Source organism: Actinophytocola sp., assembly GCF_036378875.1.
Lineage (GTDB): Bacteria > Actinomycetota > Actinomycetes > Mycobacteriales > Pseudonocardiaceae > Actinophytocola.
Window position 1 is genome coordinate 1 of record NZ_DASUVO010000090.1, and the last position, 25,630, is coordinate 25,630.

At 69.5% G+C, this 25,630-nt stretch carries 23 protein-coding genes and 2 pseudogenes; 13 read left to right on the forward strand and 12 right to left on the reverse strand.

The window, feature by feature from the left end; all coding sequences use genetic code 11:
* The 3 genes and pseudogenes from VF106_RS25935 to VF106_RS25945 form a co-directional block, all read right to left on the reverse strand.
* A pseudogene (locus tag VF106_RS25935) lies at positions 1-787 on the reverse strand (agmatinase family protein); the annotation flags it as partial.
* 19 nt (positions 788-806) lie between these two features.
* Positions 807-2,408: an amidohydrolase gene (locus tag VF106_RS25940; protein WP_330842446.1), complete on the reverse strand. Its 1,602-nt coding sequence runs from the start codon at positions 2,406-2,408 to the stop codon at positions 807-809.
* Positions 2,405-3,895 carry an APC family permease gene (locus VF106_RS25945; RefSeq protein WP_330842447.1) on the reverse strand — a complete coding sequence of 497 codons (1,491 nt, stop codon included), beginning with the start codon at positions 3,893-3,895 and terminating at the stop codon, positions 2,405-2,407. The genes VF106_RS25940 and VF106_RS25945 overlap by 4 nt, the downstream gene beginning before the upstream one ends.
* A gap of 126 nt (positions 3,896-4,021) precedes the next feature.
* On the opposite strand from VF106_RS25945, the gene VF106_RS25950 reads away from it, so the two are divergent.
* The gene (locus tag VF106_RS25950; RefSeq protein ID WP_330842448.1) at positions 4,022-4,645 is read left to right on the forward strand and encodes a TetR/AcrR family transcriptional regulator; all 624 of its coding nucleotides are present in this window, start codon (positions 4,022-4,024) and stop codon (positions 4,643-4,645) included.
* Between the two features lie 75 nt (positions 4,646-4,720).
* Here the strand turns inward: VF106_RS25950 and VF106_RS25955 are convergent, their stop codons facing one another.
* Positions 4,721-5,614 (reverse strand): LysR family transcriptional regulator, encoded by an 894-nt coding sequence (locus tag VF106_RS25955; protein ID WP_330842449.1) that lies wholly within the window; start codon positions 5,612-5,614, stop codon positions 4,721-4,723.
* Positions 5,615-5,701: 87 nt separating this feature from the next.
* Here VF106_RS25955 and VF106_RS25960 point away from each other — a divergent pair, with 87 nt between their 5' ends.
* The 7 genes from VF106_RS25960 (at position 5,702) to VF106_RS25990 (ending at position 14,353) form a co-directional block, all read left to right on the forward strand.
* Entirely contained in the window at positions 5,702-6,859 is a 1,158-nt protein-coding gene (locus tag VF106_RS25960) for an acyl-CoA dehydrogenase family protein (protein WP_330842450.1), read from the forward strand.
* Positions 6,856-8,022 (forward strand): CaiB/BaiF CoA transferase family protein, encoded by a 1,167-nt coding sequence (locus tag VF106_RS25965; RefSeq protein WP_330842451.1) that lies wholly within the window; start codon positions 6,856-6,858, stop codon positions 8,020-8,022. The genes VF106_RS25960 and VF106_RS25965 overlap by 4 nt, the downstream gene beginning before the upstream one ends.
* The gene (locus VF106_RS25970; protein ID WP_330842452.1) at positions 8,015-8,752 is read left to right on the forward strand and encodes an SDR family oxidoreductase; all 738 of its coding nucleotides are present in this window, start codon (positions 8,015-8,017) and stop codon (positions 8,750-8,752) included. The genes VF106_RS25965 and VF106_RS25970 overlap by 8 nt, the downstream gene beginning before the upstream one ends.
* A gap of 144 nt (positions 8,753-8,896) precedes the next feature.
* Complete coding sequence (locus VF106_RS25975; RefSeq protein WP_330842453.1) at positions 8,897-9,889, forward strand: zinc-binding dehydrogenase; 993 nt, start codon at positions 8,897-8,899, stop codon at positions 9,887-9,889.
* A 237-nt stretch (positions 9,890-10,126) separates the two neighbouring features.
* A complete protein-coding gene (locus VF106_RS25980; RefSeq protein ID WP_330842454.1) occupies positions 10,127-11,122 on the forward strand; it encodes a sigma-70 family RNA polymerase sigma factor in 996 nt (331 codons plus the stop codon).
* Positions 11,123-11,732: 610 nt separating this feature from the next.
* Positions 11,733-12,482: a GH12 family glycosyl hydrolase domain-containing protein gene (locus VF106_RS25985; RefSeq protein WP_330842455.1), complete on the forward strand. Its 750-nt coding sequence runs from the start codon at positions 11,733-11,735 to the stop codon at positions 12,480-12,482.
* A gap of 305 nt (positions 12,483-12,787) precedes the next feature.
* Positions 12,788-14,353 carry a hypothetical protein gene (locus VF106_RS25990; protein WP_330842456.1) on the forward strand — a complete coding sequence of 522 codons (1,566 nt, stop codon included), beginning with the start codon at positions 12,788-12,790 and terminating at the stop codon, positions 14,351-14,353.
* Between the two features lie 66 nt (positions 14,354-14,419).
* Here the strand turns inward: VF106_RS25990 and VF106_RS25995 are convergent, their stop codons facing one another.
* Both VF106_RS25995 and VF106_RS26000 read right to left on the reverse strand, forming a co-directional pair.
* Complete coding sequence (locus VF106_RS25995; protein WP_330842457.1) at positions 14,420-15,085, reverse strand: DUF4760 domain-containing protein; 666 nt, start codon at positions 15,083-15,085, stop codon at positions 14,420-14,422.
* Positions 15,082-15,702, reverse strand: coding sequence for a DUF1028 domain-containing protein (locus VF106_RS26000; RefSeq protein WP_330842458.1), 621 nt, complete (start codon positions 15,700-15,702; stop codon positions 15,082-15,084). Before VF106_RS26000 ends, VF106_RS25995 begins: the two co-directional genes overlap by 4 nt.
* A gap of 506 nt (positions 15,703-16,208) precedes the next feature.
* Here VF106_RS26000 and VF106_RS26005 point away from each other — a divergent pair.
* The 5 genes from VF106_RS26005 (at position 16,209) to VF106_RS26025 (ending at position 22,190) form a co-directional block, all read left to right on the forward strand.
* Positions 16,209-16,790: a MauE/DoxX family redox-associated membrane protein gene (locus tag VF106_RS26005; protein ID WP_330842459.1), complete on the forward strand. Its 582-nt coding sequence runs from the start codon at positions 16,209-16,211 to the stop codon at positions 16,788-16,790.
* 1 nt (position 16,791) lies between these two features.
* Entirely contained in the window at positions 16,792-17,325 is a 534-nt protein-coding gene (locus VF106_RS26010; protein WP_330842460.1) for a TlpA family protein disulfide reductase, read from the forward strand.
* Positions 17,326-17,331: 6 nt separating this feature from the next.
* Positions 17,332-19,170, forward strand: coding sequence for an ABC transporter ATP-binding protein (locus VF106_RS26015; protein WP_330842461.1), 1,839 nt, complete (start codon positions 17,332-17,334; stop codon positions 19,168-19,170).
* Entirely contained in the window at positions 19,167-20,723 is a 1,557-nt protein-coding gene (locus tag VF106_RS26020; RefSeq protein ID WP_330842462.1) for an alpha/beta fold hydrolase, read from the forward strand. The genes VF106_RS26015 and VF106_RS26020 overlap by 4 nt, the downstream gene beginning before the upstream one ends.
* A 237-nt stretch (positions 20,724-20,960) precedes the next feature.
* Positions 20,961-22,190 (forward strand): PQQ-dependent sugar dehydrogenase, encoded by a 1,230-nt coding sequence (locus VF106_RS26025; RefSeq protein WP_330842463.1) that lies wholly within the window; start codon positions 20,961-20,963, stop codon positions 22,188-22,190.
* A 68-nt stretch (positions 22,191-22,258) separates the two neighbouring features.
* On the opposite strand, the gene VF106_RS26030 is transcribed toward VF106_RS26025, so the two are convergent.
* The 6 genes and pseudogenes from VF106_RS26030 to VF106_RS50980 all read right to left on the reverse strand — a co-directional run.
* Entirely contained in the window at positions 22,259-22,513 is a 255-nt protein-coding gene (locus VF106_RS26030) for a hypothetical protein (RefSeq protein ID WP_330842464.1), read from the reverse strand.
* 29 nt (positions 22,514-22,542) lie between these two features.
* Positions 22,543-23,100 (reverse strand): hypothetical protein, encoded by a 558-nt coding sequence (locus tag VF106_RS26035; protein ID WP_330842465.1) that lies wholly within the window; start codon positions 23,098-23,100, stop codon positions 22,543-22,545.
* Positions 23,084-24,484, reverse strand: coding sequence for a hypothetical protein (locus VF106_RS26040; RefSeq protein WP_330842466.1), 1,401 nt, complete (start codon positions 24,482-24,484; stop codon positions 23,084-23,086). The genes VF106_RS26035 and VF106_RS26040 overlap by 17 nt, the downstream gene beginning before the upstream one ends.
* Complete coding sequence (locus VF106_RS26045) at positions 24,481-24,768, reverse strand: hypothetical protein (RefSeq protein ID WP_330842467.1); 288 nt, start codon at positions 24,766-24,768, stop codon at positions 24,481-24,483. The genes VF106_RS26040 and VF106_RS26045 overlap by 4 nt, the downstream gene beginning before the upstream one ends.
* A gap of 266 nt (positions 24,769-25,034) precedes the next feature.
* Entirely contained in the window at positions 25,035-25,373 is a 339-nt protein-coding gene (locus tag VF106_RS26050; RefSeq protein WP_330842468.1) for a hypothetical protein, read from the reverse strand.
* Positions 25,374-25,399: 26 nt separating this feature from the next.
* Positions 25,400-25,615: pseudogene (locus tag VF106_RS50980) on the reverse strand (GntR family transcriptional regulator); the annotation flags it as partial.
* Between the last annotated feature and the right edge of the window lie 15 nt (positions 25,616-25,630).

Genomic DNA, 25,630 nt, shown 5'->3' on the forward strand with positions numbered 1-25,630 from the left:
CAGCCGGCGGACGGCGTCCAGCAACTGGCGGGCGGTCAGCCCGCCCGGCTCCGGCGTCCCGGTGCCGGGGGCGTGCCCGGGGTCGCAGACGTCGATGTCGACCGACAGGAAGACGCCGTCGCACTCGTCGGTGGCGGTGGCCGATCTCGGTCATCTCGTAGGACCGCATCCTCTCGGCCGCCATCCAGTCGAGGGTCTCGGGACCCGGCCAGTAGCCGCGGAGCCCCACCTGGAGGAACCGGTCGCCGCGCAGCGCCCCCGACTCGATCAGCCGGCGCATCGGCTGCCCGTGGCCCCACAGCGAGCCGAACTCGATGTCGCCGGTGTCGGCGTGCGCGTCGAAGTGGAGCATCGAGACCCGGCCGTGCCCGACGACGTTGGCCACCCCCTTGGCGTCGGCGAACGCGATCGAGTGGTCGCCGCCGAGGATGACCGGAAGCGCGCCGGAGCGGGTCACCGTCTCGACGGCCGACTCCAGCGCCCCGAGCGCCCGCTCGATATCGCCGGCGAACATCTCCACGTCCCCGGCGTCGACGACCCGCAGGTCCCGCAACCCGTCGGTGCGCAGGGCAAGGCTCGGGCGGGAGCCGTCATGGGGCAGGTAGTCGGTCATCCGGATGGCCTGCGGCCCGAACCGGGTGCCCGGACGGTGCGACGTTCCCCCGTCGAACGGCGCCCCGAGGATCACCACGTCGGCGGCGGCGAAGGATCCCGGGTCGGTCAGGTCGCAGCGCTCGACACCGAGATAGGTGATGTCAGGCCCGTACTGGGTGCCGTAGCGGGTCATGCGTCGCCTCCCATCGCGCTCACCCGACCGTAGCCCCGCGATGAGTGATCGCACCCGCCACGACCGTCATGGCGATCGGCGCGTCGGCCAGTTCGTCGGGATCGGCACGCAGCGGGTCGACTGTGAACACGGTGAGATCGGCTCGCGCCCCGGCGACGATCCCGCCGGGCTCGCCGGCGGCCAGTGCCGCGTGGGTTGTGTAGCCCTCCAGTGCCATCAACGCGGTCAGCGCCTGGTGGGGCTGGACAGGCGGTACGCCGGGCTCGCGGGCCGGGCGGCGCAGCCGCGCGTCGGCAAGGACCAGGCGCGGATCGTACCCGGCGATCGGCCAGTCCGAGCCGAGCACGACCGGGACCCCGGCGTCGCGGAGGTCGCGGCAGCGCCAGGCGCGGTCGGCCCGCTCGGCACCGAGACGGGCCGACCAGTTGTCGGTGTGGTCCGCCCTGGTGAAGCGGGTGCAGTGCGTGGGTTGCATGCTGGCCACCACTCCCTGGCGGGCGAACCGGCCGACCAGCTCGGTCGGCAGTGTCTCAATGTGTTCGACGCGGTGAGGTGCGGACACCGGCTCGAGCCCGTCCAGCGTGTCCAGGACGTGTCGGACGGCGGCGTCGCCGATGGCGTGCGTCGCGGTCGGCACACCGGCGGCGACGAGTGTTCGCACGGCCCGCGTGTAGTCGGTGGGGTCCGGCCAGAAGCTGTCAGTCGACTCCCCCAGCGCGTCGGGCCGCTCCAACCACGCCGTGCCGTTGTCGATCGTCCCGTCGATGAAGAACTTGACGGCACCGATCTCCCACCGGCGGCCGCCACGTCCCTGCATGGCCACCAACTCCGCCAGGCCGTCGGCGTCCACCCCGGGCACGCACCACGGCGCGAACCGCAGCCGCAGCGGCAGGTCACCCAACTCCTCGGCGGTGGTGACCACGGCCTCGCTGTCCCCGAGCAGGTCCATGACGTGGCCGCCGGTGAGCCCCGTGGCCGCCATCTCGGCGAGCAGCGCACGCAACCGGGCGGCCCGCACCGCGACCGGATCCAGCGGCACGTGGTCGAACACCAGGTCCATGGCCGCGGCCTCCAGCAGCAGGCCGGTCGGTCTGCCGTCCTCGTCGCAGACCACGCTCGCCCGCTGCGGGAACCGCCGGGGGCCGTCGACCCCGGCGATCCTCAGCGCGGCCGGAGTGGCGAGCGCGGAGTGCGCGTCGAACATCCGCACGACGGCCGGCCGCTCTCCCACTGCGGCTTCGAGCCAGGCGCTGGTGATCGGCTGGCCGCCGAACACGTTCGGGTCCAGACCCCACGCCCGCACCCAGCTGTCACATGCTCGACCGGCGGCGGCCTCGGCCAACAGCGTGCGTACCTCGTCGAGCGACCGGGCTCCGGTGAGGTCCACGTCCTCGGTGAGCCGCAGCCCCATCACGGGGTGCGTGTGGCCGTCGGTCAGGCCGGGCGTCACCACGACCTCGCCCAGGTCGAGAACCTCGGTGCGGGCACCACGCCAGTCCCGTACGTCCCGGCGGGTGCCCGTCGCGACCACGACACCGTCCCGCATCGCGACCGCCCGCACGGGACGACCACTGGCCAGGGTGTGGATCGTGTCGGCGCACAGAACGAGGTCCGGATTCACGTGGCCAACCCTTCCGGCGTTCGCGCGGAACGCGGTTCCGCCTCGTCGGTGTCACCGCCCTCGCCGATGCGCGCATACGCCTCAGGGCGCCGGTCACGCAGCCAGAGCGCGAGGACGGCGCCTACCAGCAACGTCGCCGGGACAACGCTGACCAGCAGCACGTTGGTCGTGGTAGAGGCGGCGGTGAGCAGGCCGACGTTGTCGACCAGAACGTAGGTCGCGACGGTCAGGAGCAGCGAGGAGAGGATGCCGGCACCCAACGCGGCTGGAGTGCTCGCCGCCCGGTTGCGCCGCAGGAAGTACACGACGGTGGCGATCGCGGTCAGGGTCTGCAGCACGATGATGCCGATGACCCCCGGGGTGTTCACCCACAGCAGCAGCTTCGTGTACGGGTCGGCGCCGGCGAGGGCGAACACACCGATCACGATCGCCGCGAGGACGCTCTGCACAACGCTCGCGCGGTACGGCGAGCCGTGGCGCGGGTGAATCCGCCCGATCCAGGCGGGCAGTGCGCCGTCCCGTGCGAGGGCGTGGGTGTAGCGGGTGATCGCGTTGTGGAAGGCGAGTTGGGAGGCGTAGACGCTGCTGATCACGAGCAGGTGCATCAGCGTGGCAGCCCACGGCCCGACGTAGGTGTCGATCGCCGTGAAGAACAGGCCGGCGATGTCGCCGCCGGCCGCCGCGACCACCTTGTCGCTGCTGAAGGCCTGGATCACCGCCCAGACGACGAAACAGTAGAAGACCGCCATGAACCCCACCGCGAGGTAGGTGGCACGCGGGATCGTGCGCTCCGGGTTCCGTGCCTCCCGCCGGTAGAGCGCCGTGGACTCGAAACCCATGAACGCCGCGAAGCAGATGGCCAGGACGCCACCCATCCCCGGGCTGAACACCGCGGACGGGGTGAAGGACGTCGTGTCGAGACCGGACGCGCCACCATGCGCCAGCACACCGACAGCCATCACCAGCAGGATCCCCACCTCCAGCACGAGCAGGACCCCGAGCACCCGCGCCCCGACGTCGATGCCCAACCACGCCACCAGCAGGACCAACCCGACGCCGACGAACGCGATGACCGGCCACGGCACGTCCACACCGAACACGTCGGCCAGCGTCGCCTTCGCCTGGGCGGCGAACAGCCCGTAGATCCCGAACTGCAACGCGTTGTAGGCCATCAGCGCCAGCATCGCCGCGGCGATCCCCCAGCCATGGCCGAGCCCCTTCGCGATGTAGGCGTAGAACGCGCCCGCGCTGCCCACGTGGCGAGTCATCCGGGTGAACGCGACCGCGAAGACGACCAGTACGAGACCGGCAGCGACATACCCCGTCGGCGCCCCTACCCCGCCGACCAGGATGGCGAGCGGCGCGACCCCGGCCATGACGGTCAGCGGTGCCGCTGCGGCCACCACCATGAAGACGATGCCGCCGGTGCCCAGGACACCACGCCTGAGCTGACTGTTGCCTGTGCTGTCCGGAGCAGATCCCGTCATGGCGGTCCTCTCGTCACCTGGCATGCTTAACCGAATGCCGTTCGGTTAAGCATGCGGTAGGCACCGCGGGTGGTCAAGGATTTCGTAGCTGCTAGCGTCCTTCGCGACGCATATAGTGGAGGATTTGTGGTTCAGCGACGGAAACGGTTGCTCACCGTCGAAACGATCCTCGACGCCGCCCTGGTGTGCGTCGACACGTCCGGCCGGCTGACGATGGCAGACCTCGCCGCACGCCTCGGCGCGAGCGCGTCCTCCATCTACCACCACCTGCCCAGCCGGGCGGCGATCATCGAAGCCCTGCGCGAGCGGCTCGCGACCGCGATCGAGTTGCCCGCACTGGACGAAAGCGACTGGGTGGGCCAGATCTCCCGCTGGATGCGTTCCTACCGGCAGGCGCTGGCCGAGCACCCCAACCTCATCCCCCTGCTGACCGAGCACACGATGACCGCGGGCTCGGTTCTCCTCGGCTATGACCGGGTCGCCGCGCTGCTGCGTCTCGCAGGTGTCCCCGTGCGCGATGTGGTGCTCTGGATCAGCGCGCTCGACTGCTACGTGGTCGGCTCCGCCTTCGACCTCGCCGCGCCCGACCAGGTGTGGCACATCGACGATGACGACCTGCCAGCACTCCGCGAAGCAATCAGCACGGCACCCAGCGGACGCCGCCGTGCCGACGAGGCGTTCGACCTCGGTCTGAACGCGCTGCTGATCGGAATGAGACAACGGCTCGCCGGCGCGGTAGACCCAGGCTGACGCGAACCCGGGCGCGGCCGCCTCGGTCCGGCGGCCGACCGCGTCCTCGTCGCCAACCACCGTCGCCGAGGAAACTCATTGCGGTGTGAGTAGTTCCGCCGCGGTGTCCAGGACGTGTCCGAGCGCCGGGTTGTCGTCGGTGGCGCGCCAGAGCAGGTGGACGAGGATCGGCGGGACGGGGTCGGCGAGCTCGCGGATGACGACGCCGTCGAGTGGGAGTTGGGCGACGGCGCTGGCGGTGGTGAAGTGCAGGCCGACGCCGGCGGAGACGAGGGCGACGCAGGTCCAGGAGTCGGGGGCGGCCTGGGCGAAGGTCGGGGCGAACCCGGCGGCGTGGCACCGGTCGACGAACACCTCGCGGACGGCGGAGCCGTAGGACTCGGGGAACGCGACCACGGGTTCCCCACGGAAGTCGCCGAACCCGAGCGTGTCCCGGCCGGCCAACCGGTGGTGTGCGGGGACGGCGACCACGCACCGGTCCCGTGCCACGACCCGGCCACGCACCCCGGCCGGCGGCTCGGTGAACCGGGCGAGCGCGAGATCGGCCTCGTCGCGAAGCAGTTCGGCCACGGCGGTCGTGCCGTAGCGGCCCGGCAGGAACTCCAGGTCGATCAACGGGTGCCGTTCCCGGACCGCGCGGGCGAGTTGGCCGACGACGCCGTGCGCCGACGGCCCGGCGAAGCTGAGCCGCACCCGGCCGCTGCGTCCCGCGTGGGCGGCGGCGACCGCCGCGTGTGCCCGGTCGTCGATGGCCACCATGGCACGGGCGTGCTCGACGAGCGCCGCACCGGCCGGGGTGAGCTCCACGCGGCGGGTGGAGCGGGTGAACAGCGGGGCGGCGAGCTCGTCCTCGAGCGCGCGGATCGTGCGGCTCAGGTGAGGTTGTGCGAGATGGAGGCGGTGGGCGGCGCGCCCGAAGTGCAGGTCCTCGGCAACCGCCAGGAACGCCCGCAGCTGCCGCACATCCACCGGATCACCTCACTGATGCGGATCCTAGAACAATCGGCTGGTTATTGGTATTGGACAGGCATCAACCGGGGAGTCACCCTGGACGGTATGACGCAGGTGTCCGCCGAGGACTTCGACCTCATCCGCCGGCAGGTCCACGACTTCGTCCGAGCGAAGGTGGTGCCCCGCGAGACCGAGATCATGCGCGCGGATCGGGTCCCGGACGACCTGCGGGCGGCCGCCGCCGAGATGGGCCTGTTCGGGTACGCCATCCCGGCCGAGTGGGGCGGTCTCGGGCTCGACGTCGCGCAGGACGTCGAGTTGGCGATGGAGTTCGGTTACACCACCCTCGCCCTACGCTCGATGTTCGGCACCAACAACGGCATCGCCGGACAGGTCCTGGTCGGCTTCGGCACCGACGACCAGAAGAAGCACTGGCTGGCACGGCTCGCGACCGGGGAGGTCGTCGCCGCGTTCGCGCTCACCGAACCGGGCGCGGGCTCGAACCCGGCGGGCCTGCGCACCCGGGCTCGTCGCGACGGTGACGACTGGGTGCTCGACGGACGCAAGCAGTTCATCACCAACGCCCCCATCGCGGACCTGTTCGTCGTGTTCGCCCGCACCGCCGAACCGAAACCGAAGGACCCCGGCATCGCGGTGTTCCTCGTCCCCGCCAACACGCCGGGCCTCACTGTCGGCCCGAAGGACGCGAAGATGGGCCAGGAAGGCTCCTCGACCTCCGACGTCATCCTCGACAACGTCCGAGTCCCGGCCGCCGCACTTGTCGGCGGCGACGAAGCAGCTGGCTACCGCGCCGCGATGACCTCCCTGGCCCGTGGGCGGCTGCACGTCGCCGGGGTCGCGGTCGGCGCGGCACAGCGAGCGCTCGACGAGTCCGTCGCCTACGCCGCCACCAACACCCAGGGCGGCACCCGGATCGGCGACTTCCAACTCGTGCAGGCGATGCTGGCCGACCAGCAGACCGGCGTCATGGCCGGCCGGGCGATGGTCCGGGAGGCCGCTCGCGCCTACGTCACCGGTGAGGACCGCCGCATCGCACCATCGGCGGCGAAGCTGTTCTGCACCGAGATGGTTGGCACGGTCGCCGACCTCGCCGTACAGGTCCACGGCGGCGCCGGCTACATGCGCGACATCCCGGTCGAACGCATCTACCGCGACGTCCGCCTCCTACGGTTGTACGAGGGCACCAGCGAGATCCAGAGACTCATCATCGGCGGCGGCCTCGTACGGCAGGCCACCCGGTGACCGGCGAACTGCCCCTTGCGGGCATCACCGTGGTCGCGCTCGAACAAGCCGTTGCGGGTCCACTCGCGACCCGGCACCTGGCCGACCTCGGCGCCCGGGTGATCAAGATCGAACGCCCGGGGGAAGGCGACTTCGCCCGCCACTACGACCACGCGGTGCGCGGACTCGCCACCCACTTCGTCTGGCTCAACCGGGGCAAGGAGTCCATCGCGCTCGACCTGAAGTCCCCGCATGGACTGCACGTCGCCAGGGAGTTGATCGCCCGCGCCGACGTGTTCGTGCACAACACCGCGCCCGGCGTCGTCGAACGGCTCGGACTCGACGCCGACACCCTGCGCGCGACCGACCCGCGACTGGTCGTGGTCACCATCTCCGGCTACGGCACCAGCGGCCCACGCCGCGACCGCAAGGCCTACGACATGCTGGTCCAGGCCGAGTCCGGCATGGTCTCGGTCACCGGCACCCCCGACACCCCGACCAAGACCGGCGTCCCCAGCGCGGACATCGCCGCCGGCCTCTACGCCGCCATGTCCATACTCAGCGCCCTTTTCCGCCGCGAACGGACCGGCGAGGGCGCGACCGTCGACGTGTCGATGTTCGACGCTGCCGTCGAATGGATGGGCCACCCCCTCTACATGCGGCTCTACGGCGGCCAGCAGATCCCCCGCATGGGCCTGAGCCACGCGGCGATCGCCCCCTACGACGCCTACCCCACCGCGGACGGCCAGATCCTCATCGGCGTCCAGAACGACCGAGGCTGGCGCACGCTGGTGACCGAGGTGTTCGACCGGCCCGAGTACGCCGACGACCCGCGGTTCGCCACCAACGTCGCCCGCGTGACCAACCGTGCCGAGTGCGACAAGCTCGTGGCCTCCTTCACCGCCCGCTGGGAGACCGCGAAGCTGGACGAGCGACTCGCCCAGGTCGGCATCCCCGCCGCACAGCTCAACGACACCGCCGACCTCGCCGCACACCCGCAACTGTCCGAACGGGACCGGTGGCGAACCGTGTCCACAGAGGCCGGAGACATCCGCGCGGTTCTACCACCCATGACCTTCCGCGACGTCGAACTGCCGATGGGCCCCATCCCCGCACTCGGCGAACACACCGAGGCGATCCTCGCCGAACTGGACCTGCCTTCGAAGGAGCCCACAGATGCCTGACCGAGTCGCGATCGTCACCGGCGCCGCCCGAGGTATCGGTGCCGCCACCGCACAGCGCCTCGCGCAGGACGGGCTGCGGGTCGCGGTGCTGGACCTGGAAGAGTCGGCCGCCGAGTCCACAGCGGACGCGATCGGCGGGCTCGCCATCGGCGCGGACGTGTCCGACGCCGCCGCCGTCGATGCCGCCGTCGCCCGAGTCACCAAGGAACTCGGCGCACCCACCGTACTGGTCAACAACGCGGGCATCACCCGCGACAACCTGCTGTTCAAGATGTCCGAAGTGGACTGGGACGCGGTCATGGGCGTGCACCTCAAAGGTGCGTTCCTCATGACCAGGGCCGTCCAGAAGCACATGGTCGACGCCGGCTGGGGCCGGATCGTGAACCTGTCCTCGACCTCCGCGCTCGGCAACCGCGGACAGGCCAACTACTCCACCGCGAAAGCCGGTGTGCAGGGCTTCACCAAGACCCTCGCCCTCGAACTCGGCCGATTCGGCATCACCGCGAACTGTGTCGCACCCGGCTTCATCGTCAGCGACATGACCAAAGCCACCGCGGAACGGATCGGTGTGGAGTGGGACCAGTACGTCCGCGACCGCGCCGCCGCCATCCCCGTCCAACGCGCCGGGCAGGTCGAGGACATCGCCAACGCCGTGTCCTTCTTCGTCGACGAACGCGCCGGCTTTGTCTCCGGACAGGTCATCTACGTCGCAGGCGGCCCCAAAGTCTAGAAAGGACACCGATCGCGGGGTGGCTCGGGTGTTTCCGTGGCTGCCGATTCCTTTCCACGGCGGCCGAGGTCTACATGGCCGACGGCGTGGCCCGCCGATGAGGCCGGCCACGATGCGGCAAGCCGAGAAAGAGAGCAGATCGCTGTGAGCACTCCTGCCATCATGCGCGCCCTGCAGCAGACCTCGTTGAAGGGTCCGCAGGATCTACGTTTGATCACCGACGCGCCGGTACCGAGCCCTGGCCAGGGCGAGGTCCTGATTCGGGTCGTCGCGGCCGGTGTCAACTTCGCCGACATCTCGAGGGCCCACGGCACATTCCTGGGCGGCCCGCGGCCACCATATCTGGCGGGCTTCGAGGCCGCCGGCGAGGTTGTGGCGGTGGGTGAGGCGGTGACCGACCCGCGACCGGGCACTCGCGTGATCGGCGTCGGCTACGGGGCTTTCGCCGAATACATGGTCCTGCCCGCGGCCGCCGCTGTGCCGGTGCCGCCCGGCTGGACAGCTGAGCAGGCGCTGGGTCTGGTCGTGAACTGGCCGACCGCACTCGCCGCGCTCAGGCCGTTGGGCCACCTCGCCTCCGGGGACACCGTGCTGGTCCACGCCGCGGCGGGCGCGACCGGGCAGGCCGCGGTGACAATGGCCAAGCACTACGGCGCGACGGTCATCGCCACCGCCTCGCCGAGCAAGCACGAGACAGTGCTGGCAATGGGCGCCGACCACGTCCTGGACTCCGTCAGGGGCGACCTCGCCGCCGACGTGTTGCGGCTGACCGGCGGCGCCGGCGCCGACCTGGTGCTGGAATCGGCGGGCGGTGCCACCTTCACCGCCAGCCTGGCCGCGGCCAAGCCAGTCACCGGCCGAGTCGTCGTCTACGGCGTGGCCGCCGGCGAAGCCCCCGTCACCAACTGGGAGCTGGTGTACAGGCACCAGGTCCACATCATCGGCCTCAACATCGGAGTGCTGATCCAGGCCGCACCTCAGATCTTCGGAGGGCTCATGGGTGAGCTGTCCGCCCTGATCGCAGCTGGTGTCCTCGCCCCCGCCCGCCCCACCGCCTACGACCTGGCCGACGGCCCCAAAGCCCTCGCGGAGCTGGAAGCCAGGGCGACCGTCGGCAAACTGGCCCTGCTGCCCTGACGACCCGCTCACCGCCCGGATGCCCGCTGACCTGGGTTTCGATTCCTTCGCAACGGCATGCCGGTCGTACTGGGCGACGGTCCCGAGCAGCGGGACCGGCCCGGACGAGGAGCAGCGCATGGCAAACAGGCATTCCGCGGCGGATCACGATCGGACACCGCGACGCAGCCGCCTGTCGATGGACGCCGGGGATGCCATCGCGCGTCTGGCCGACCGGCCCCGTCCTAAGCTCGCGGCATGACGGCGCACGTGCGGGAAGCGGCGAACCAGGACCGGTTCGCCGCCGAGACCGAGCGGTTCCGCCGGGAGTTGTTCGCGCACTGCTATCGCATGGTCGGCTCGGTGCACGACGCCGAAGACCTGGTGCAGGAAACGTATCTCCGGGCATGGCGTTCCTACGCCGGCTTCGAGGGCCGCGCGTCGATTCGGTCCTGGCTCTACACGATCGCCACCAACGTCTGCCTGACCGCGCTGGAGCCACGCCGGGTCCGACTGCTGCCCTCGGGCCTGACAGGTCCCTACGACGGACCCGACCGCCCGCCGAGTCACATCACGCCGGGCGAGGTCTCCTGGCTGGAACCGCTGCCGGACCGATGGAACGCCCCGCCCGCCGACGATCCAGCCACGACGGTGGTCGCCCGCGAGTCGCTACGGCTGGCGCTCATCGCGAGCTTGCAGCACCTGCCCGCCCGCCAGCGCGCGATCCTCATCCTGCGCGACGTGCTGGCGTTCACCGCAGCCGAAACCGCGAAGATTCTCGGCACCACCACCGCGGCGGTCAAGAGCGGTCTGCAACGCGCCCGCGCCCGGCTGGACGAACTGGCACCAGCGCCCGAGGAACTGCTCGAACCGACCGACCAGCGGGCACGTGCGCTGCTCGACGGCTACATCGCAGCCTTCGAACGCTCCGACGCCGGACTGCTGGAACAAGTCCTGCGCACCGACGCCACGCTGGAGGCCACACCATTCCGCGACTGGTACGCGGGCCGGGTGACGTGCATCCACCTGCTCGACACGTACGTGCTGGGCTCGCCGGGCGACTGGCAGATGATCCCCACTACAGCCAACGACCAACCCGCTGCCGCCGTGTACACCCGGAACACGGACGGCGCGCTCCGAGCACACGGCATCGTGGTGCTGACCCCAACCGCCACCGGCATCTCCCGCGTCACCGAGTTCCACGAGCCGGCGCTGGTCGGCATGTTCGGCTTCCCGGACACTCTCGCAGACTGATCCCCCAGCTTGACGTCCGCCCTCAGCGCTATGCCGCAGCACCTTCGCGACGAAAGCCTCGCCTTCAACGAGATGGGCGACCATCAGCAGTGCTGGCGGCCTGACGCCGCCGGGAACCCACCCGCTGCCCTGCGGCTGAGCCGCGCCGCGAACGACGTTGCCGCGCCTATCAGGCGACCTGTTCCTCGATGACCCCGTCTACGACGAATTCTTCTCCGCTGCTTCGAAACTCGGCCAACCAGTGTTCATTCGCCACATTCGGCTGGGGTGGCACCTGGCCGCCGGCCTCGCGGCACTGCGTCTGATACTCCGCGGCACCCTTCGACCGGCATCCGGACCTCCAGGTCGTGCTCGACCACTGGGGGAGATGCTGCTGTTCTGGTTGGACCGGGCTTCGCCGGGCGGATGCGGCCTCGGCGTTCGGGGAACTCGTCGACGGCGGCCTGCGGCTCGACGCGACCGCTCGCCGGGCGACCCGAGGTCATGTCGAGCTGTCGCTCACCGTCCATGACGAGACATATCTGTGCTTGACACCAGAACGAAGGACGACCATCGTGGGAGCGCTCCCAAATAGTCATCCCAGAGATTCCTGACTCTTTGGAGGATCCCCATGCGAAACGCCGTCCGTGCCTTCGTCGCGGCGTGCCTCATGTCGGCCAGTGCCGTCGTCGCGACCGCCGGGCCCGCCCAGGCCGACGTGACGATCTGCGAGCAGTTCGGGTCGACCACGATCCAGGGGCGCTACGTGGTCCAGAACAACCGGTGGGGAAGCTCGGCGACCCAGTGCGTCAACGTGACCTCGACCGGCTTCCAGGTCACCCAGCAGCAGGGTTCCGCGCCGACCAACGGCGCACCCCTGTCGTACCCGTCGGTGTTCCTGGGCTGCCACTACACCAACTGCTCCCCCGGCTCCACACTGCCGATGCAGGTCAGCCGGATCCGCAACGCGACCTCGTCGATCAACTACCGGTACACGGGCGGAACCTACAACGCCTCGTACGACATCTGGCTCGACCCCACACCGAAGACCAACGGCGTGAACCAGATGGAGATCATGATCTGGTTCAACCGCCAGGGTCCGATCCAGCCGATCGGCAGCGTCGTCGGCAACGCCACGGTCGGCGGCCGCAGCTGGGCGGTCTGGCGCGGCAGCAACGGCGCCAACAACGTCATCTCCTACGTCGCGCCGTCGCCCATCACCTCGTGGTCGTTCAACGTCCGCGACTTCATCAACGACATCATCGCCCGCGGCGCCATCACCAACCAGTGGTACCTGACCAGCATCCAGGCCGGCTTCGAGCCCTGGAACGGCGGCGTGGGCCTCGCGGTCGACAACTTCTCGGCATCGGTCAGCGGATGACCGACGCCCGAGACAGCCGTGTCGGTCCCGTAAGCCCGCCCATTCATCCACATTGGACACACGCCCTCAAGCTGAACAAGGCGTGATGAGAGTACGAACTGGAACTCGCGCGGGTCCGTGACCGCCATGGCCACGGGTCGAAACCGTTGTCCACATCGCCCTGGCACCGTCCCGGATCAGTTGCTCCTGACGACCTCGCCTGCGCCGAGTTACCCATCGGGGTCTATCTCGTTGCTGTAGTGACGTGAAATGCACGGTCAGGCAATTCCCCTGGAATTGTCCACGGCGCGAGAGGACGTTGGTTCATGTCCAGACACTTGAGACGGACCTGGTTACCGTTACTGGCCAGCGTGGCGATGATCGCGGTCGCTCCTGGCACGGCCTCGGCGACCAGCCCGGCGCTCCAGACGGTGACCGCCGTGAGTCCCGCGATCGGGACGCAACTCCAACCGTACGAAGCTCTTCTCACCGCTCCCACCACGATCACGACCCCGCTGCCGGCAGATCCGGTCGCCGCGCTGACGACCGCGGTGTCCGCGTTGTCCTCCGCGGTCGGTCTGCCGCAGAATCCCGCCTCGACGATCGGTTCCTCCGGTATTTCCGGTGAGATCGCCGGCCGGCTCGCTAATCTGCTCACCGCCATGACCACTTGTCAGCAGGTCACCGAGACGCATTTCGCGGCCATTCCTCCCGCGTTGCTGCCCGCCGTGATGACGACCGGCGCCGGTCTCGCCGCCGCCGATCACGCCGACATCCGTTCCTGCGCGCCGCGGGTGTGGCAGCGGACCGTCGAGCTGCAGCTCGCGCTGGACGACCTGCTGACCTCACCGGCCGCGTGTGGCACGCCCGGCCTGGTCGACCTGGACATCTGGCCGGTGCTTCGGCTCGACGGCAGCACCTGTGGTGACACCACCTACGCCAACGACTACCTGTTGGTCGTCGACGCCGGCGGCAACGACACCTACCGCAACAACGTCGGCGGCAACATGATCGACCTGAACTTCTCGCCCGCCGGCTCGGCGGTGCCCGGGTTGCGCGGCGTCGGGCCGGCAAAGGGATGCCAGCGCGCCATTCCCGGCCTGACGGCGCTGGACTGCGCCCCGCTCGTCGGTGTCCTACTCGACCTGTCCGGCCAGGACACCTACGGCGTCAAGGAAACCCCGGACCATGACACCGGCTGCACCACCGACCCCGTCGTGCGCAGGCTGATGACCGGCGGCGCCGGATTCCTCGGCGTGAGCGTGCTCCGCGACTCCGGCGGCACGGCGGACACCTACACCGGCAAGACCGGCTCGCTCGGCGCCGGCCACATCTTCGGCGTCGGCCTGCTCTCCGACGACGGTGGCACCGACACGTACAGCTCGGTGCGCAACAGCCAGGGCTTCGCCCTCGTGGGCGGCTTCGGCCTGCTGCACGACGAAGCCGGCGCCGACAGCTACGACTACTACATGCCGGCGCCGATCGACCCTGCGGCGCCCAACCAGACCGAAGGTGCGGGCGGCGTCCGCGACGACGAGGGCGAAGGCCTCTGCGACCGCATCCCACGTTTCGTGCAGGGTGCGGCCAACGTGCTACCCGGCACCATCGGCATCCTCGTCGACGACCTCGGCGCGGACACCTACCGCGGCGCGTTCGCGGGCGACTTCATCGGCCCGATCCAGAACCCCAGCACCCGAGCCGGCAGCCTGGGCTTCGGCAACAACCAGGGTGTCGGCGTGTTCCTCGACCGCGCCACGGCGAACGACAGCTACCAGGCCGACAACGAGCCCACCGTCGCGGGCGTGCCACCACGCGGCAACAACGTCACCATCGCACCGGGCAACGACTCCACCGGAGCCGGCTTCGGCGCGGGCCTGTTCATCGACCAGTAGCCGACCGGCCGGCCAGTGCGTCACGCACTGGCCGGCCGCGGTCACCCTGATGTGCCGGCACCGCCGTCAAAGACCAGCCGAGTACGGCTTCACCGGTGCCGTGACAGCCGGGTCTTCCGGGGTGTCCGGTGACGTGGCGGCCGGCAGAGCGATCTGGTGTCTCATATGGCGGGCGTACTCGGCAACGAACGTTTCGAAGCCGGCGTAGAGCTCGGCGCCGACGTCGGACCGACAGGTGGCGATGTAGGTGCCGCAGATGTCAAAGCACCGAGTCATTGTGCCGCCACGGAGATTCATGAGGAGGGGAATGTCGATGAAACCACGCAGAGCCAGCGTGGACAGGAACTCGTAGTAGTCCAGCAGGGTTATCACGCACCGCATGTCCTCGGCCGAGACGTCGGCGCCGATCTCGCGATGAGACGCGATTCGTTGGGCCATCCACATGTCCGCGGCCGACAGCACGTCCGTGCTCTGCAGGTTCGTGAGCAGTCCGACCGTGTACTGCCGGCGCTGGGACTGCCGCAACTGCAGGACGGTGGCCACCCCGAACACGACCGCCACCAGCACCGACGCCGCCGTTTCGTTGATCGCGTCGCCGATGCTGAGAACGGCGAACCCGGCCACCGCCACCACGGCCACCATGCCCGCCTGGGCGAGCAGCCGAACCAACGGGTTGATCAGGTGCCACCTGAGCCGCACCCGGCGTATCCGGTTCTTCCGGTCGGTGATCATGACTTGCCGTGTGGCTGTCGGTGGAGCCGCCACAGACGGGACAACTCGCTGATCGGCTGGGGCGCGTCGTCCACCCGCAGATCCGTCTCGACGTGGGATCCGTCGCCGATTCCACGCGGGCCCACGACGTACAGGGCCGCGCTCTGCCGCCCGCGACGGTCACCACCCACCTCGTCACCAGCGACGAGCGCGGCGAGCAGTTGGCCCGCCAGCGGGATGGTGGTATCACCGGTCAGCCAGGCATGCTCCATCGCCGCGAGAACCTCCGCACCCGCGAGGAGGTTGCCCTGGATCGCGTAGCCCTCACCCAGCCGCGCGTCCGCGAAAGGCCCGCAGTCCTCACCGGTCCATGCCGCGGCAACGCCATCCCGGTCAACCACGCCGATCTGACGTTCACGCCGCCATTCGTCACCTTCGACCAGCGCCCCGACGACCTCCTTGGCACCAAGTCCGGCACGCAGCATCGCAAGACCGTCCTCGCGGTACGCCATGTTCGTCCGGGCCTGAGTCGCCAGCGCCCCGACACCGAACTCCGCGGCGGGCACCATCGCACCCACCGCGAGATACCTGGTCGCCACGGCTACGCCCCACGACTCTTCCGCACGACTGTAAGCCACGATCGAAAACGTCACCCAGTCACGATAAACGTGTCCGGCAAGAGCCGGCGGCAGCGGTCTGCCGAGCGCCTCGAACGGGGCGGCGGTAGCGGGGTTCACCGCCTGATCCGGCTACCGGGCCCGACTCTCCTCGGGTGACCAGGCGATTCAAGGTTCTCCCAAGATTTGGCCAATGCCGCCTGCGTACTGATTAGTGCGGATCGCACGGTCCTGGCCGGTTCATGGATGTGCGATCCGGTAAGAAAATTAACTCTGAAAAAAAGGAGTGGGTGATGAAACGAATTGTCGGGCGGCTGGCCGATCGGGCCCTGTCGGTCTTCGTTCCGCAGGCCACGGCGATGGCCGCACGCCAGACCCAGTGCGTTGCGTGCTCGCCATCAGGTCGCCAGCTCTGGCACCGGGACTGCATCAACGGGGTGTGCGAGCCGTGGGGGCCTGCCCCTGGGCCCTTCTGCAACAACTGCTGACATAGCAATTGATCCGATATCGGGCTCGGGAGTTTGACCATGCGGTATGTGGTGCTCGGTTGTGACCTCCTGCTCATCGGGGTGTTCGCGGTCTCCGCGACGGGCAAACTCCGCAGCCGGGCGGTGTTTCTGGATTTCTGCGACTCGGTGCGGAAAGTGCTCGGAACTCGACCGGACCGGGCCCGACAGTTGGCGGCGGCGGTGGTCGCATTCGAGGTTGTCACGGTACCGACGCTCGTTTTCCTACCGGCAGTCGGATTTCTCGTGGCGATGCTGCTGTGCGTGACCTTCGCCGTCGCCCTCGGACGGGCCGTGCGCCATGCCGTGCGCGAGCCGTGCCGCTGTTTCGGCTCGTCGAGCGCACCGTTGGGTTGGCGCCACGCGGCACGTGCCGCGACGCTGAGCCTCATCGCCCTCGCCGGCGAGGTCGGCGTGCTGACCGGTGCCGTGCTGACCGGGCCGATCTGGCTGCCCGGCCCGTGGCATCCGGGGGGAATTTCGGTCGCGGTCGGGGCAGCGGCGATTCTCGTCGCACTCACGGTCTTTTACGACGATATCGCGGACCTGTTCGCCGGGGTGGGCGCTGGTCTGCCCCGTGAACCGACAAGGGAGGGGATCTGAAATGCCGTATCTGGCCGCCGGAACCGTGCTGGTCGGGCTGCTGGGCTTGGTGAATCTCGTGCTGACCTTCGGCGTGATTCGTCGCCTGCGTGACGTGGGGTTCTCCGCTTCGGCGCTGGCCAGGAAACCGATGTTGTCGGCGGGTGAACCGGTCGGTGAGTTCGAGATCGTCACTACGGACGGGACGCCGATCTCCCGCGATTCGCTCGGTGGCGACACCGTCGTTGGCTTTTTCAGCACCGGGTGTGCTCCCTGCGAGCAGTTGCTTCCCGCCTTCCTCCAGTACGCGGCCGCCATGCCAGGCGGGCGGGAGCGGGTACTCGCCGTGGTCGTCGGCCCGGAAGGCGACGTGGTCGAGCCGGTCGCACGTCTCGCCCCGGTTTCCCGCGTGGTGGTGGAGGACATCACCGGCGGCCCGCTGTCCTCTGCGTTCGGTGTCCTCGGCTATCCGTCGGTGTGCGTGGTGGACGGGGCCGGGCGGGTGGCGGCGAGCGGGTCGGAGCTGCGGGTGCTGCCGGAACCGGCCAGGGTGTGACACCGGATGTCCGCCAGATCCGCCGACCGGCGGCTCGTGCCGCTGTCGGACGTGCGCAGGGCCGTCGGTCTCAGCTGGCACGTGGCACGCTGGCCCCTGCTCGCCCTGGTCGCGATGGCGTTGTCCGGCGCGTTGGCACCGATCGTCGTGGCCTGGTTGACCAAATCCGTCCTCGACGGTGTGGTTGCCGGGGAGGCCGCCGGTCCGTTGCTCGGGCTGGCCACCGCCATCGCCGCTGTCGGGGCACTGAGCGCGGTCGTGCCGCGGCTGGAGGAGTATCTGCGGGCCGAGTTGGGCCGGCGATCGAGCCTGCTGGCCAAGGACCGGCTCTACCGCGCGGTGGACCGGCTCGTCGGGTTGCGCCGTTTCGAGGACACCCAGTTCCGTGATCGCCTCCACCTGGCCGACCGGGGAACCCGGGCATCGGCCGGCGTGGTCTGCGCCTGGCTCGCCGGCGGCCGTGCCGTGCTGACCATGGGCGGGTACGTCGGATCGCTCGCGGTGATCAGCCCGGGGATGACCGCCGTCGTCGCCGCCGCGGCCGTGCCCACCCTGTTCGCCGAGCTGGCGCTGTCCCGACGGCGCAGCGCGATGATGTGGCAGATCGGTCCGGCCGAACGGCTGGAGCTGTTCTACAGCCAACTCCTGACCAGCGTCCACGCGGCCAAGGAGATTCGGCTGTTCGGTACCGGCTCCTTTCTCCGCGCCAGGATGCGGGCGCAGCGGCGCACGGCGGACGCGGCGCACCGCCGGATGGACGGCCGGGAGCTGCGGACGCAGACCGTCCTGGCGTTGCTGAGCTCCACAGTGGCCGGAGCCGGGCTGGTCTGGGCGATCCACGCGGTTGCGCAGGGCGGGCTGTCCGTGGGCGACATCGCCATGTTCATCGCGGCGGTCGCCGGTGTGCAGAGCGCCCTCGGGACCGTGGTCACCCAACTCGCCACCGGGCATGAGCGACTCGCCGAGATCGGCCACTACACGGCGATCCTCGACGCCGGGCCGGACCTGCCCGTCCCGGACGACCCTGCGCCGGTGCCGGCCCTGCGGGAGGGCATCGAACTGCGCGACGTGTGGTTCCGGTATTCCGACGATCATCCCTGGGTGCTGCGGGGCGTGAGCATGCGCATCGAGCCGGGGCAGGCGGTCGGCCTCGTCGGCAGCAACGGTGCCGGCAAGAGCACGCTGGTCAAGCTGCTGTGCCGGTTCTACGACCCGACCAGGGGCGCGATCCACTGGGACGGGGTGGACCTGCGTGCGCTTGACCCGTGGCTGCTTCGCGAGCGGATCTCGGCGGTGTTCCAGGACTACATGGAGTACGACCTGACCGCGGCGGAGAACATCGGGCTGGGTGCCCTGACGGCCGTCGACGACCGGGCGCGGGTGACGGAAGCGGCGCGCCGGGCCGGCATCCACCACATGCTGTCCCAGTTGCCCGACGGCTACGACACGCTGCTGTCCCAGAGCTTCGCCGGCGACGGCGCGAGCCAGGCTCCGTTCGTCCTGTCCGGCGGCCAGTGGCAGCGCCTTGCGCTGGCGCGGGCGCTCATGCGGGACACCAGCGACCTGATGATCCTCGACGAGCCGTCGGCCGGCCTGGACGCCGAGGCCGAACGCCAGGTCCAGACCCAGTTGCGCAGGCACCGCGCGGGCCGGACCAGCCTGCTCATCTCGCACCGACTCGCCACGATTCGCGACGCCGACCAGATCGCCGTCCTCGACGGCGGCACCGTGGTCGAACAGGGGCGGCACGCCGAGCTGATGGCTCTGAACGGCCGCTACGCCCGCCTGTTCACCATGCAGGCGGCCGGATACGGCGACGTCGCGGCCGAGCTGGGATCGCGATGAACCCGGCGCTCGTCTGGCTGGCCTGTGCCGTTGGCTGCGTCGGGCTGATCGCGCTCGCCCGCGCGGCGCGGCGGCGGTTCGTGGTCGTCACGGTCAGGGGCGAGAGCATGGCTCCGGCACTGCGTCACGGCGATCGCGTCCTGGTCCGACGGGCCGGTCTGTCCGGTGTCCGCCGTGGCGACATCGTCGTCGCGGCGCCGGGAGATCCCCGCCCCGAGCGCACGCCGGCCCGGTCCCCCGCCGGTGCGCTCGACCAGCGACCGTGGATGATCAAACGGACGGTCGCGCTGCCAGGCGACGCGATTCCCCGGGCAGCACGGACCGGTGGCGCGCTCGGTGCCGCGGACACCCACGTACCACCGGGTTTGCTCGTCGTCCTCGGCGACAACGCCGACGCCAGCAGCGACTCCCGCGATCTCGGGTACTTCCGGGCCGATCTGCTCCTGGGCGTGGTGATGCGGCGGCTGTCCGGTGCGTCCGTCGACAACACCGAGTGCCCGGGCGGTCCGGTCGTGGCGTTGCCTCCTACCAGGCGCCATCGAGCAAGAACCGTGGCGCGAAAAGTCAACAACACCTCTGCCGACCCGACAAGAATGCGTAGCACGCAGCAACGGGAGGTCGTCATGTTCGCGGCACACGGCTGTCCGAGGACCGCGACCAGGCCCGGCTTTTCCCTTCCTGAGGAGCGAACCGTGCACAGTGGCATGTTCGACGTCGACGGCGCCCAGCTGCACTACGAGCAGCGAGGGGCCGGGCCGGCGCTCTTGCTGATCCCGGGCGCCGGCGGCGACGCCGGGTACTTCGCCCGCATCGCCGAGGAGCTGTCCGACGCCTTCACGGTGATCACCTACGACCGGCGCGGGAACTCCCGCAGCACCGGCCGGACGGCGTCGGCGATGACTGTCGACGAGCAGTCGGGCGACGCGAAGGCGTTGATCGAGGGCCTCGCCGGTGGCGCGGCCCTCGTGTTCGGCAACAGTGCCGGGGCGATCGTCGGTCTCGACCTGGCGGCGCGGCATCCCGAGGTCGTGCGAGGACTGATCGCGCACGAGCCACCCGTGGTCGGCATGCTCCCGGCGGACGATCCGTGGCGCGGGTTCTTCGACCGGATGGGCGCCCGCTACCACGAGGCCGGTCCCGCGGTCGCCGGCGCCGAGTTCGTCGCGACCGTCCTCGGCGAGGGCACCTACCCGTGGCCGGAGGACCTTCAGCAGCGCTTCCCCGGCAACGTCGACCATCTGTTCCGGTGGGAATGGCCGGCGTGGGGACGGTTCCTCCCTGACGAGGAGGCACTGGCGAACGCCGGCTTCCCGATCGTGCTCGCGGCCGGCTCGGCCGACCGCGGCCTGTACTACGCCCGCCCGTCGGTCGAGATCGCCGCCCGGCTCGGCGTTCCCTGGGTCGAGTTCCCGGGGATCCATCTGGAGTTCCTGGCGCGACCGGAAGGCTTCGCGGCGGCCCTCCGTGCCGTCGCCACCCAGATGCACACCGCGACCAACGCCGTGCCGGCGCAGTGGAACAGCGAGAGCGCCGTCGCTGGAGCCCACCAATGACCTCGCTCGCCGTTTGAGGTCCACGGCTCGAGGACGCCCAACGCGAGGGCCTCGCAAAATGGGAGCGCTCCCAGCTTGGGAGACGATCGCGGTCGCGTCCTTGTCTGGCCGGTCGACCGGTACTCCTTCTCTGCCCGGAAAAGCGGCAAGACGGTGGGCTGGATGTTGCCGAGAAGTCGATGTACCGTTGGGAGCGCTCCCAGATTGCGTCCTCCACCCTGCTCGAGGAGCTGAAACATGTCGCGACAGCGTTGTCGCCCGGCCACCATGCTGGCCAGCCTGCTCGTCCTGACCTTGTCCGCGCTCTTGTCGCCATCGGTGATGGCGGCCGCGGCCGGCCCATCCCACAGCCGCGCGGTGCCGCTCGCCGAGCTGACCGTGGTGTCCGAACGAGTGGCGTTCGGTCTGCAGCGTCCGATCGCGATCACCGGGCTGCCGGACGGCCGGATGTTGATCGCGGAGAAGAACGGCACCGTCCGCGCCTACCACCCCGACACCGGGTTGGCGGCCGAGCCGGTGCTCGACCTGACCGCCCGGATCGACACGTCGGACAACGAGCGCGGCCTCCTGGGCATCACACCCGCGCCCGACTTCGCGCGGACCGGGATCCTCTACGTCGCCTACACGAGCCTGCCGGCCGGCGCGCTGACCCTGGCGCGCGTGCCCATCGGCGCTCCCGAGCGGGTGCAGGTGCTGCTCACCCAGGAACACTCCGAGTACGGCAACCACAACGGCGGACAGGTGGCGTTCGGCCGCGACGGCTACCTCTACTGGTCCACCGGCGACGGTGGCCACGCGAACGACCCGTTCAAGTCCGGTCAGAACCTCGGCACCCTGCTCGGCAAGATCGTGCGGATCGACGTTAACCGCGCCTGCGGGGCGAAGCCCTACTGCGTGCCCCGCGGCAACCCGTTCGTCGGCGTGCCGGGCGCGCGGCCCGAGATCTGGCTCTACGGGCTGCGCAACCCGTGGCGGTTCTCCATCGACCCGGTCGACGGCTCGCTGTGGATCGGTGACGTCGGCCAGGGCCTGGTCGAGGAGATCAACCACATCCGCCCGTGGCAGGGTGGGGCGAACCTCGGCTGGTCCTGCCGGGAGGGCACCCCGGTGTTCGACCAGCAGCAATGCCGGCCGGGCGTGCGGTACACCGACCCGGTCTTCGAGTACGAGCATTTCCTCACGGAGAACTGCTCGGTGACCGGCGGCGTGGTGTACCGAGGGTCCCAGACCCCGGAGGCATGGGGGACCTACGTAGCGAGCGACTACTGCTCAACCCTCGCGTTCGCCGTGCGTCCCAAGCCCCAGGGCGGCTACGAATCCGCCACGATCGGCAACTTCCCCATCCAGCCGACCGCGATCGGCACCGACGTGCACGGCGAGCTGTACGTCCTCAGTGACCTCCCGGGGTGGCTGAGCCGGGTGCGGTTCGAGCGGGTCCAGCCAGCATCTGGGGTGGCGAACGGCTGAATCCCGGGACAAATCCCTCCGCATCCGCAAGAACCCCTGGGGACGGCCGCGTCCGGGCGGCCGTCCCGTCATTTGCGGCGTCGTCGCATTGATCGGTACAGCAGCCACAGCGCCAGCGCTACCGGTATCAGGACCGCCGCGAACAGGACGCCTGCGAACATTCCGTAGCTGTGGGGATCGGAGGACAGTCCGGTGGCGCTGAGCACCGCCTCGCCGACGAGCAGCACGATCAATATGGCGGTGCAGGCGAACGCGCCGAGCACGAGGCGCCGGAGCGCTGTCCGCAGAGCGCTTGTGCGGGCAGCGTTGTCCGGCGTGTCCATGTTCGGCTCCGCGGGTCGGAGTGCCGCCATCACTCCGGGTCGGGAGTGCAGACGGTCAGGAACGACTTCTGGTTCTCGCGTTGGACGTCCGACGCGTCCATCCAGCCGCGCTGGCCGAACAGGTAGCTCCCGGCCGGGTGCTGCGCCGACTCGCGCAGCACCTGGGCGACGTCGACCCTGGCACCGTACGCCGTCGGGCCGTCAACGGAGAAGGCGATCGAGCCTGCCTTGGTCCAGTCGTAGTCCGCGGGCAGCGGTTTCTGGACCTGGAGAGGTCCAAGCGTGTCCGGGGGCGTTGCCCCGGCCGTCCTCAGCAGGTCCATGCGCTCCAACAGCACTCCCGGCCGCGGCGCGGTCCACACCTGCTCCGTGCTCTCCTCCGTACCGGAGTCGAAGATCAACGTCAGGCCGGTGACGCCATGGCACGGGGTGCCCGTCCACAGTTTCAGTACGCCGTCCTCGACGCGGAACCCGGCCGCCGGTGGCAGCGACGGCGCGTACTGGGCCTTGGTGTCGCACGCCGCGGTCACCGCCACCACGAGTAGGGCAACGCAGGCGACACGCGACCATCTAACGATATCCGCCATCGGAAAGTCCCGCGTCTTCCTCGGTCTCGTTGCCGCCGGTCACCTGCTCCCACACGTAGGAGGCGAGGAAGCCTGTGTAGCCTTCCCGCGCCCATTGTTGGGAGTGGCGCTCCTCGTGGTGCAGCAGTCGGTCCATGTCGAGAGCACCCCGGTACGGGCCGTCATCGCCCTCGTACCACGCGTGGCCCGACTTCGCCGCCTCTCGAAGCTGTTGCGCCGGATCCTTCGGGTCGTCGATGTTCAGCATGAACGTGTCGCCCCAGGTGGTTCCGCCCTGTTGGCTGAACTGGTCCTGGATGAGGTTCCCTCCCAAGCCCATCATCATGCCGTTCGGGGTGGTCACCAACCGCCCACCGTTGCCGTGCACGAACCCCACATCTTCGTCGTAGCTCCAGGAGTTCTCCCGCTGCCGATCGGTGATCCGCCGCAGTTCCTCGGATCCGTACGGGGTCGGACTGAAGTCGGTCGCTTCGCCTTCGGTGCCGTAGTCGGTGCCCGCGTTCATGATGTAGGTCATCTTCACGGCCTTGGCGGCGTCGTCCCCGCTGATGTCGGTCGGCATCAGGAAGTACGACTTGAAGGTCCCGTCGCCGTCCTCGTCCTCCCGGATCTCCTCCATCCCGTCGAGGATCTTGAAGTCCTCCGGCGTGATGTGGTGTTCCGCGGCGATCTCCTTGATCGTGTCGATCGACACGCCCCGGCGCACGGCGTTCTCAAGCCACTGCCGGTAGTGGCCGGACACGGGCGGCCCGGTCAGCAGTCCGGCGTCTCGCAGCGACTGCTCCATCTCGGCCACCTGGGCGTCGATCTCCCCGCCCTGCCTGGCGTCCGCCAGGGTGTTCGCCCCGTGGTCGCTGATCTTGCGGTCCTGCGCGAGTCGCATCACCCGGGCGAGGGCGGCGTCGATGTTGTTCGCCGTGGCGAGTATCGCCCTGGTCTCCTGCTCCAGCTGCTTCCGGATGGTTTCGCGGTGCCGTTGGGTCTCGGCCCGGTCTTCGGCCTCGAACCGCGACCTCGGCAGGGGGTCGGCCGGCTTGTTGTCCACGATCGCGCCGTCGTCGGCAATGCGGAACTGGTAGGTGTCAGCGAGGGAGTCGTTGTTGGCGACCCGGTTCTTCAGGGCCGACACGTCGTCCGACGCGTCCCGCAGGGCGCGTTCGACGGCGGACAGCTCCGCGACCAGGATCTCGGCATTGTTCCGCGTATCTCCGAGCGAACCGCGTGCGCGCTCGCCCGCGACGCCGTGCCAGTCAGGCAATTTCCTGGCGTCATCGAGTTCGTCCTGCAGCCCGATGAGTTTGTCCCGCCGCCCACGCAGGTTGGTAGCTGACGTGTCGAGCGCCTCAGCGTCCCATTTGCGGACGTCATCGTAGCCGACAGTCATTTCCCGAAAGCCCTTTTCGCATCGCCCTCATTCTCGGAATACGCCTTCGCGGACGACGTGACCGATTCGCTCCACAGGTCGATCTCGCCCGACCACCCCTTCGCGCGCTCATTGAACGCCGACGCCAAAGTGGGCGCGATCTTCGCCGCGTCGCCACCTGGCAATGCCACCGCGATCGCATCCAAGCCGGTACCCGGGTCCACCGCCCTGGCCTGGTCCGCGGCAGATCCCGCCGCCGTGGCCGCATCCCGCAGCTGACCGAGCTCAACCTCGTATCCGCTCACAGCCCGTGACCTCCACCCTGAACCGGTCAGCCAGCACTGTACGGGAGTCCGGACCCGTGCACGCCCAATTCGCGCGAACGCAACCGAAATGATCTTGCCGCCCAATTGTTGTGTCTACTGTGGAGTTGCTCACCGGCATGCTCGAGATCCAGGCCGACACCGTGGACGGGATCCTGAAGAAACAGTCGATCGGGCGGCTGGGACGTCCGGACGAGATTGTCGCAACCGTTCTCCGGCTGTGCAGTCCGGACGCCAGCCTCGCGGAGCTACTGTGGGGTTGTCTTCGGCAGCGGTATGACCTCACTCGTGATCACGGACGGCCAGCGCGCGAGGGTGCGCAGGACTCGGTTGTGGGACTGCTCGATGTAGCGCCGTGCGAGTTCCGCGACCTTTTCGCCATCGCGCCGGAGGAGGTCGTCCTTCCACATGTCCAGTGAGAGCAGCGGCTCGCCGAAGTCGAGCAGCTCGGAGTCGATGATCAGGGTCCACACCCGCGCGAGCTCTCCGGACAGGCGGGCGACAGCGCTGATGATGTACTCGTTGCGGGTCGTCTCGGCCAGGAAGATGAACCTGTCCGCGTTGATCTCGTTGGTGAGTCGGACCACCTCTCGCGTGTGCCCTTGTTCCCTGATCAGGTTCGTGATCTTCTCGCCGCCCTCGACGATCCGATCGAGTTGGGCAGCCGTGATGGCCGGCGACCAAGGGTGTGCACCAGTCCTTCATGATCGAGGCGGGTGAGTGCGTCGCGGATCTGGGAGATCCCGAACCCTGTCTCGGTGGAGAGCCAACGTTCGGTGAGTCGCGTCCCCGGGCCAAGCCGGCAGCTGACGATGTCGGCCCGGAGCCGGAGATAGGCCGCTAG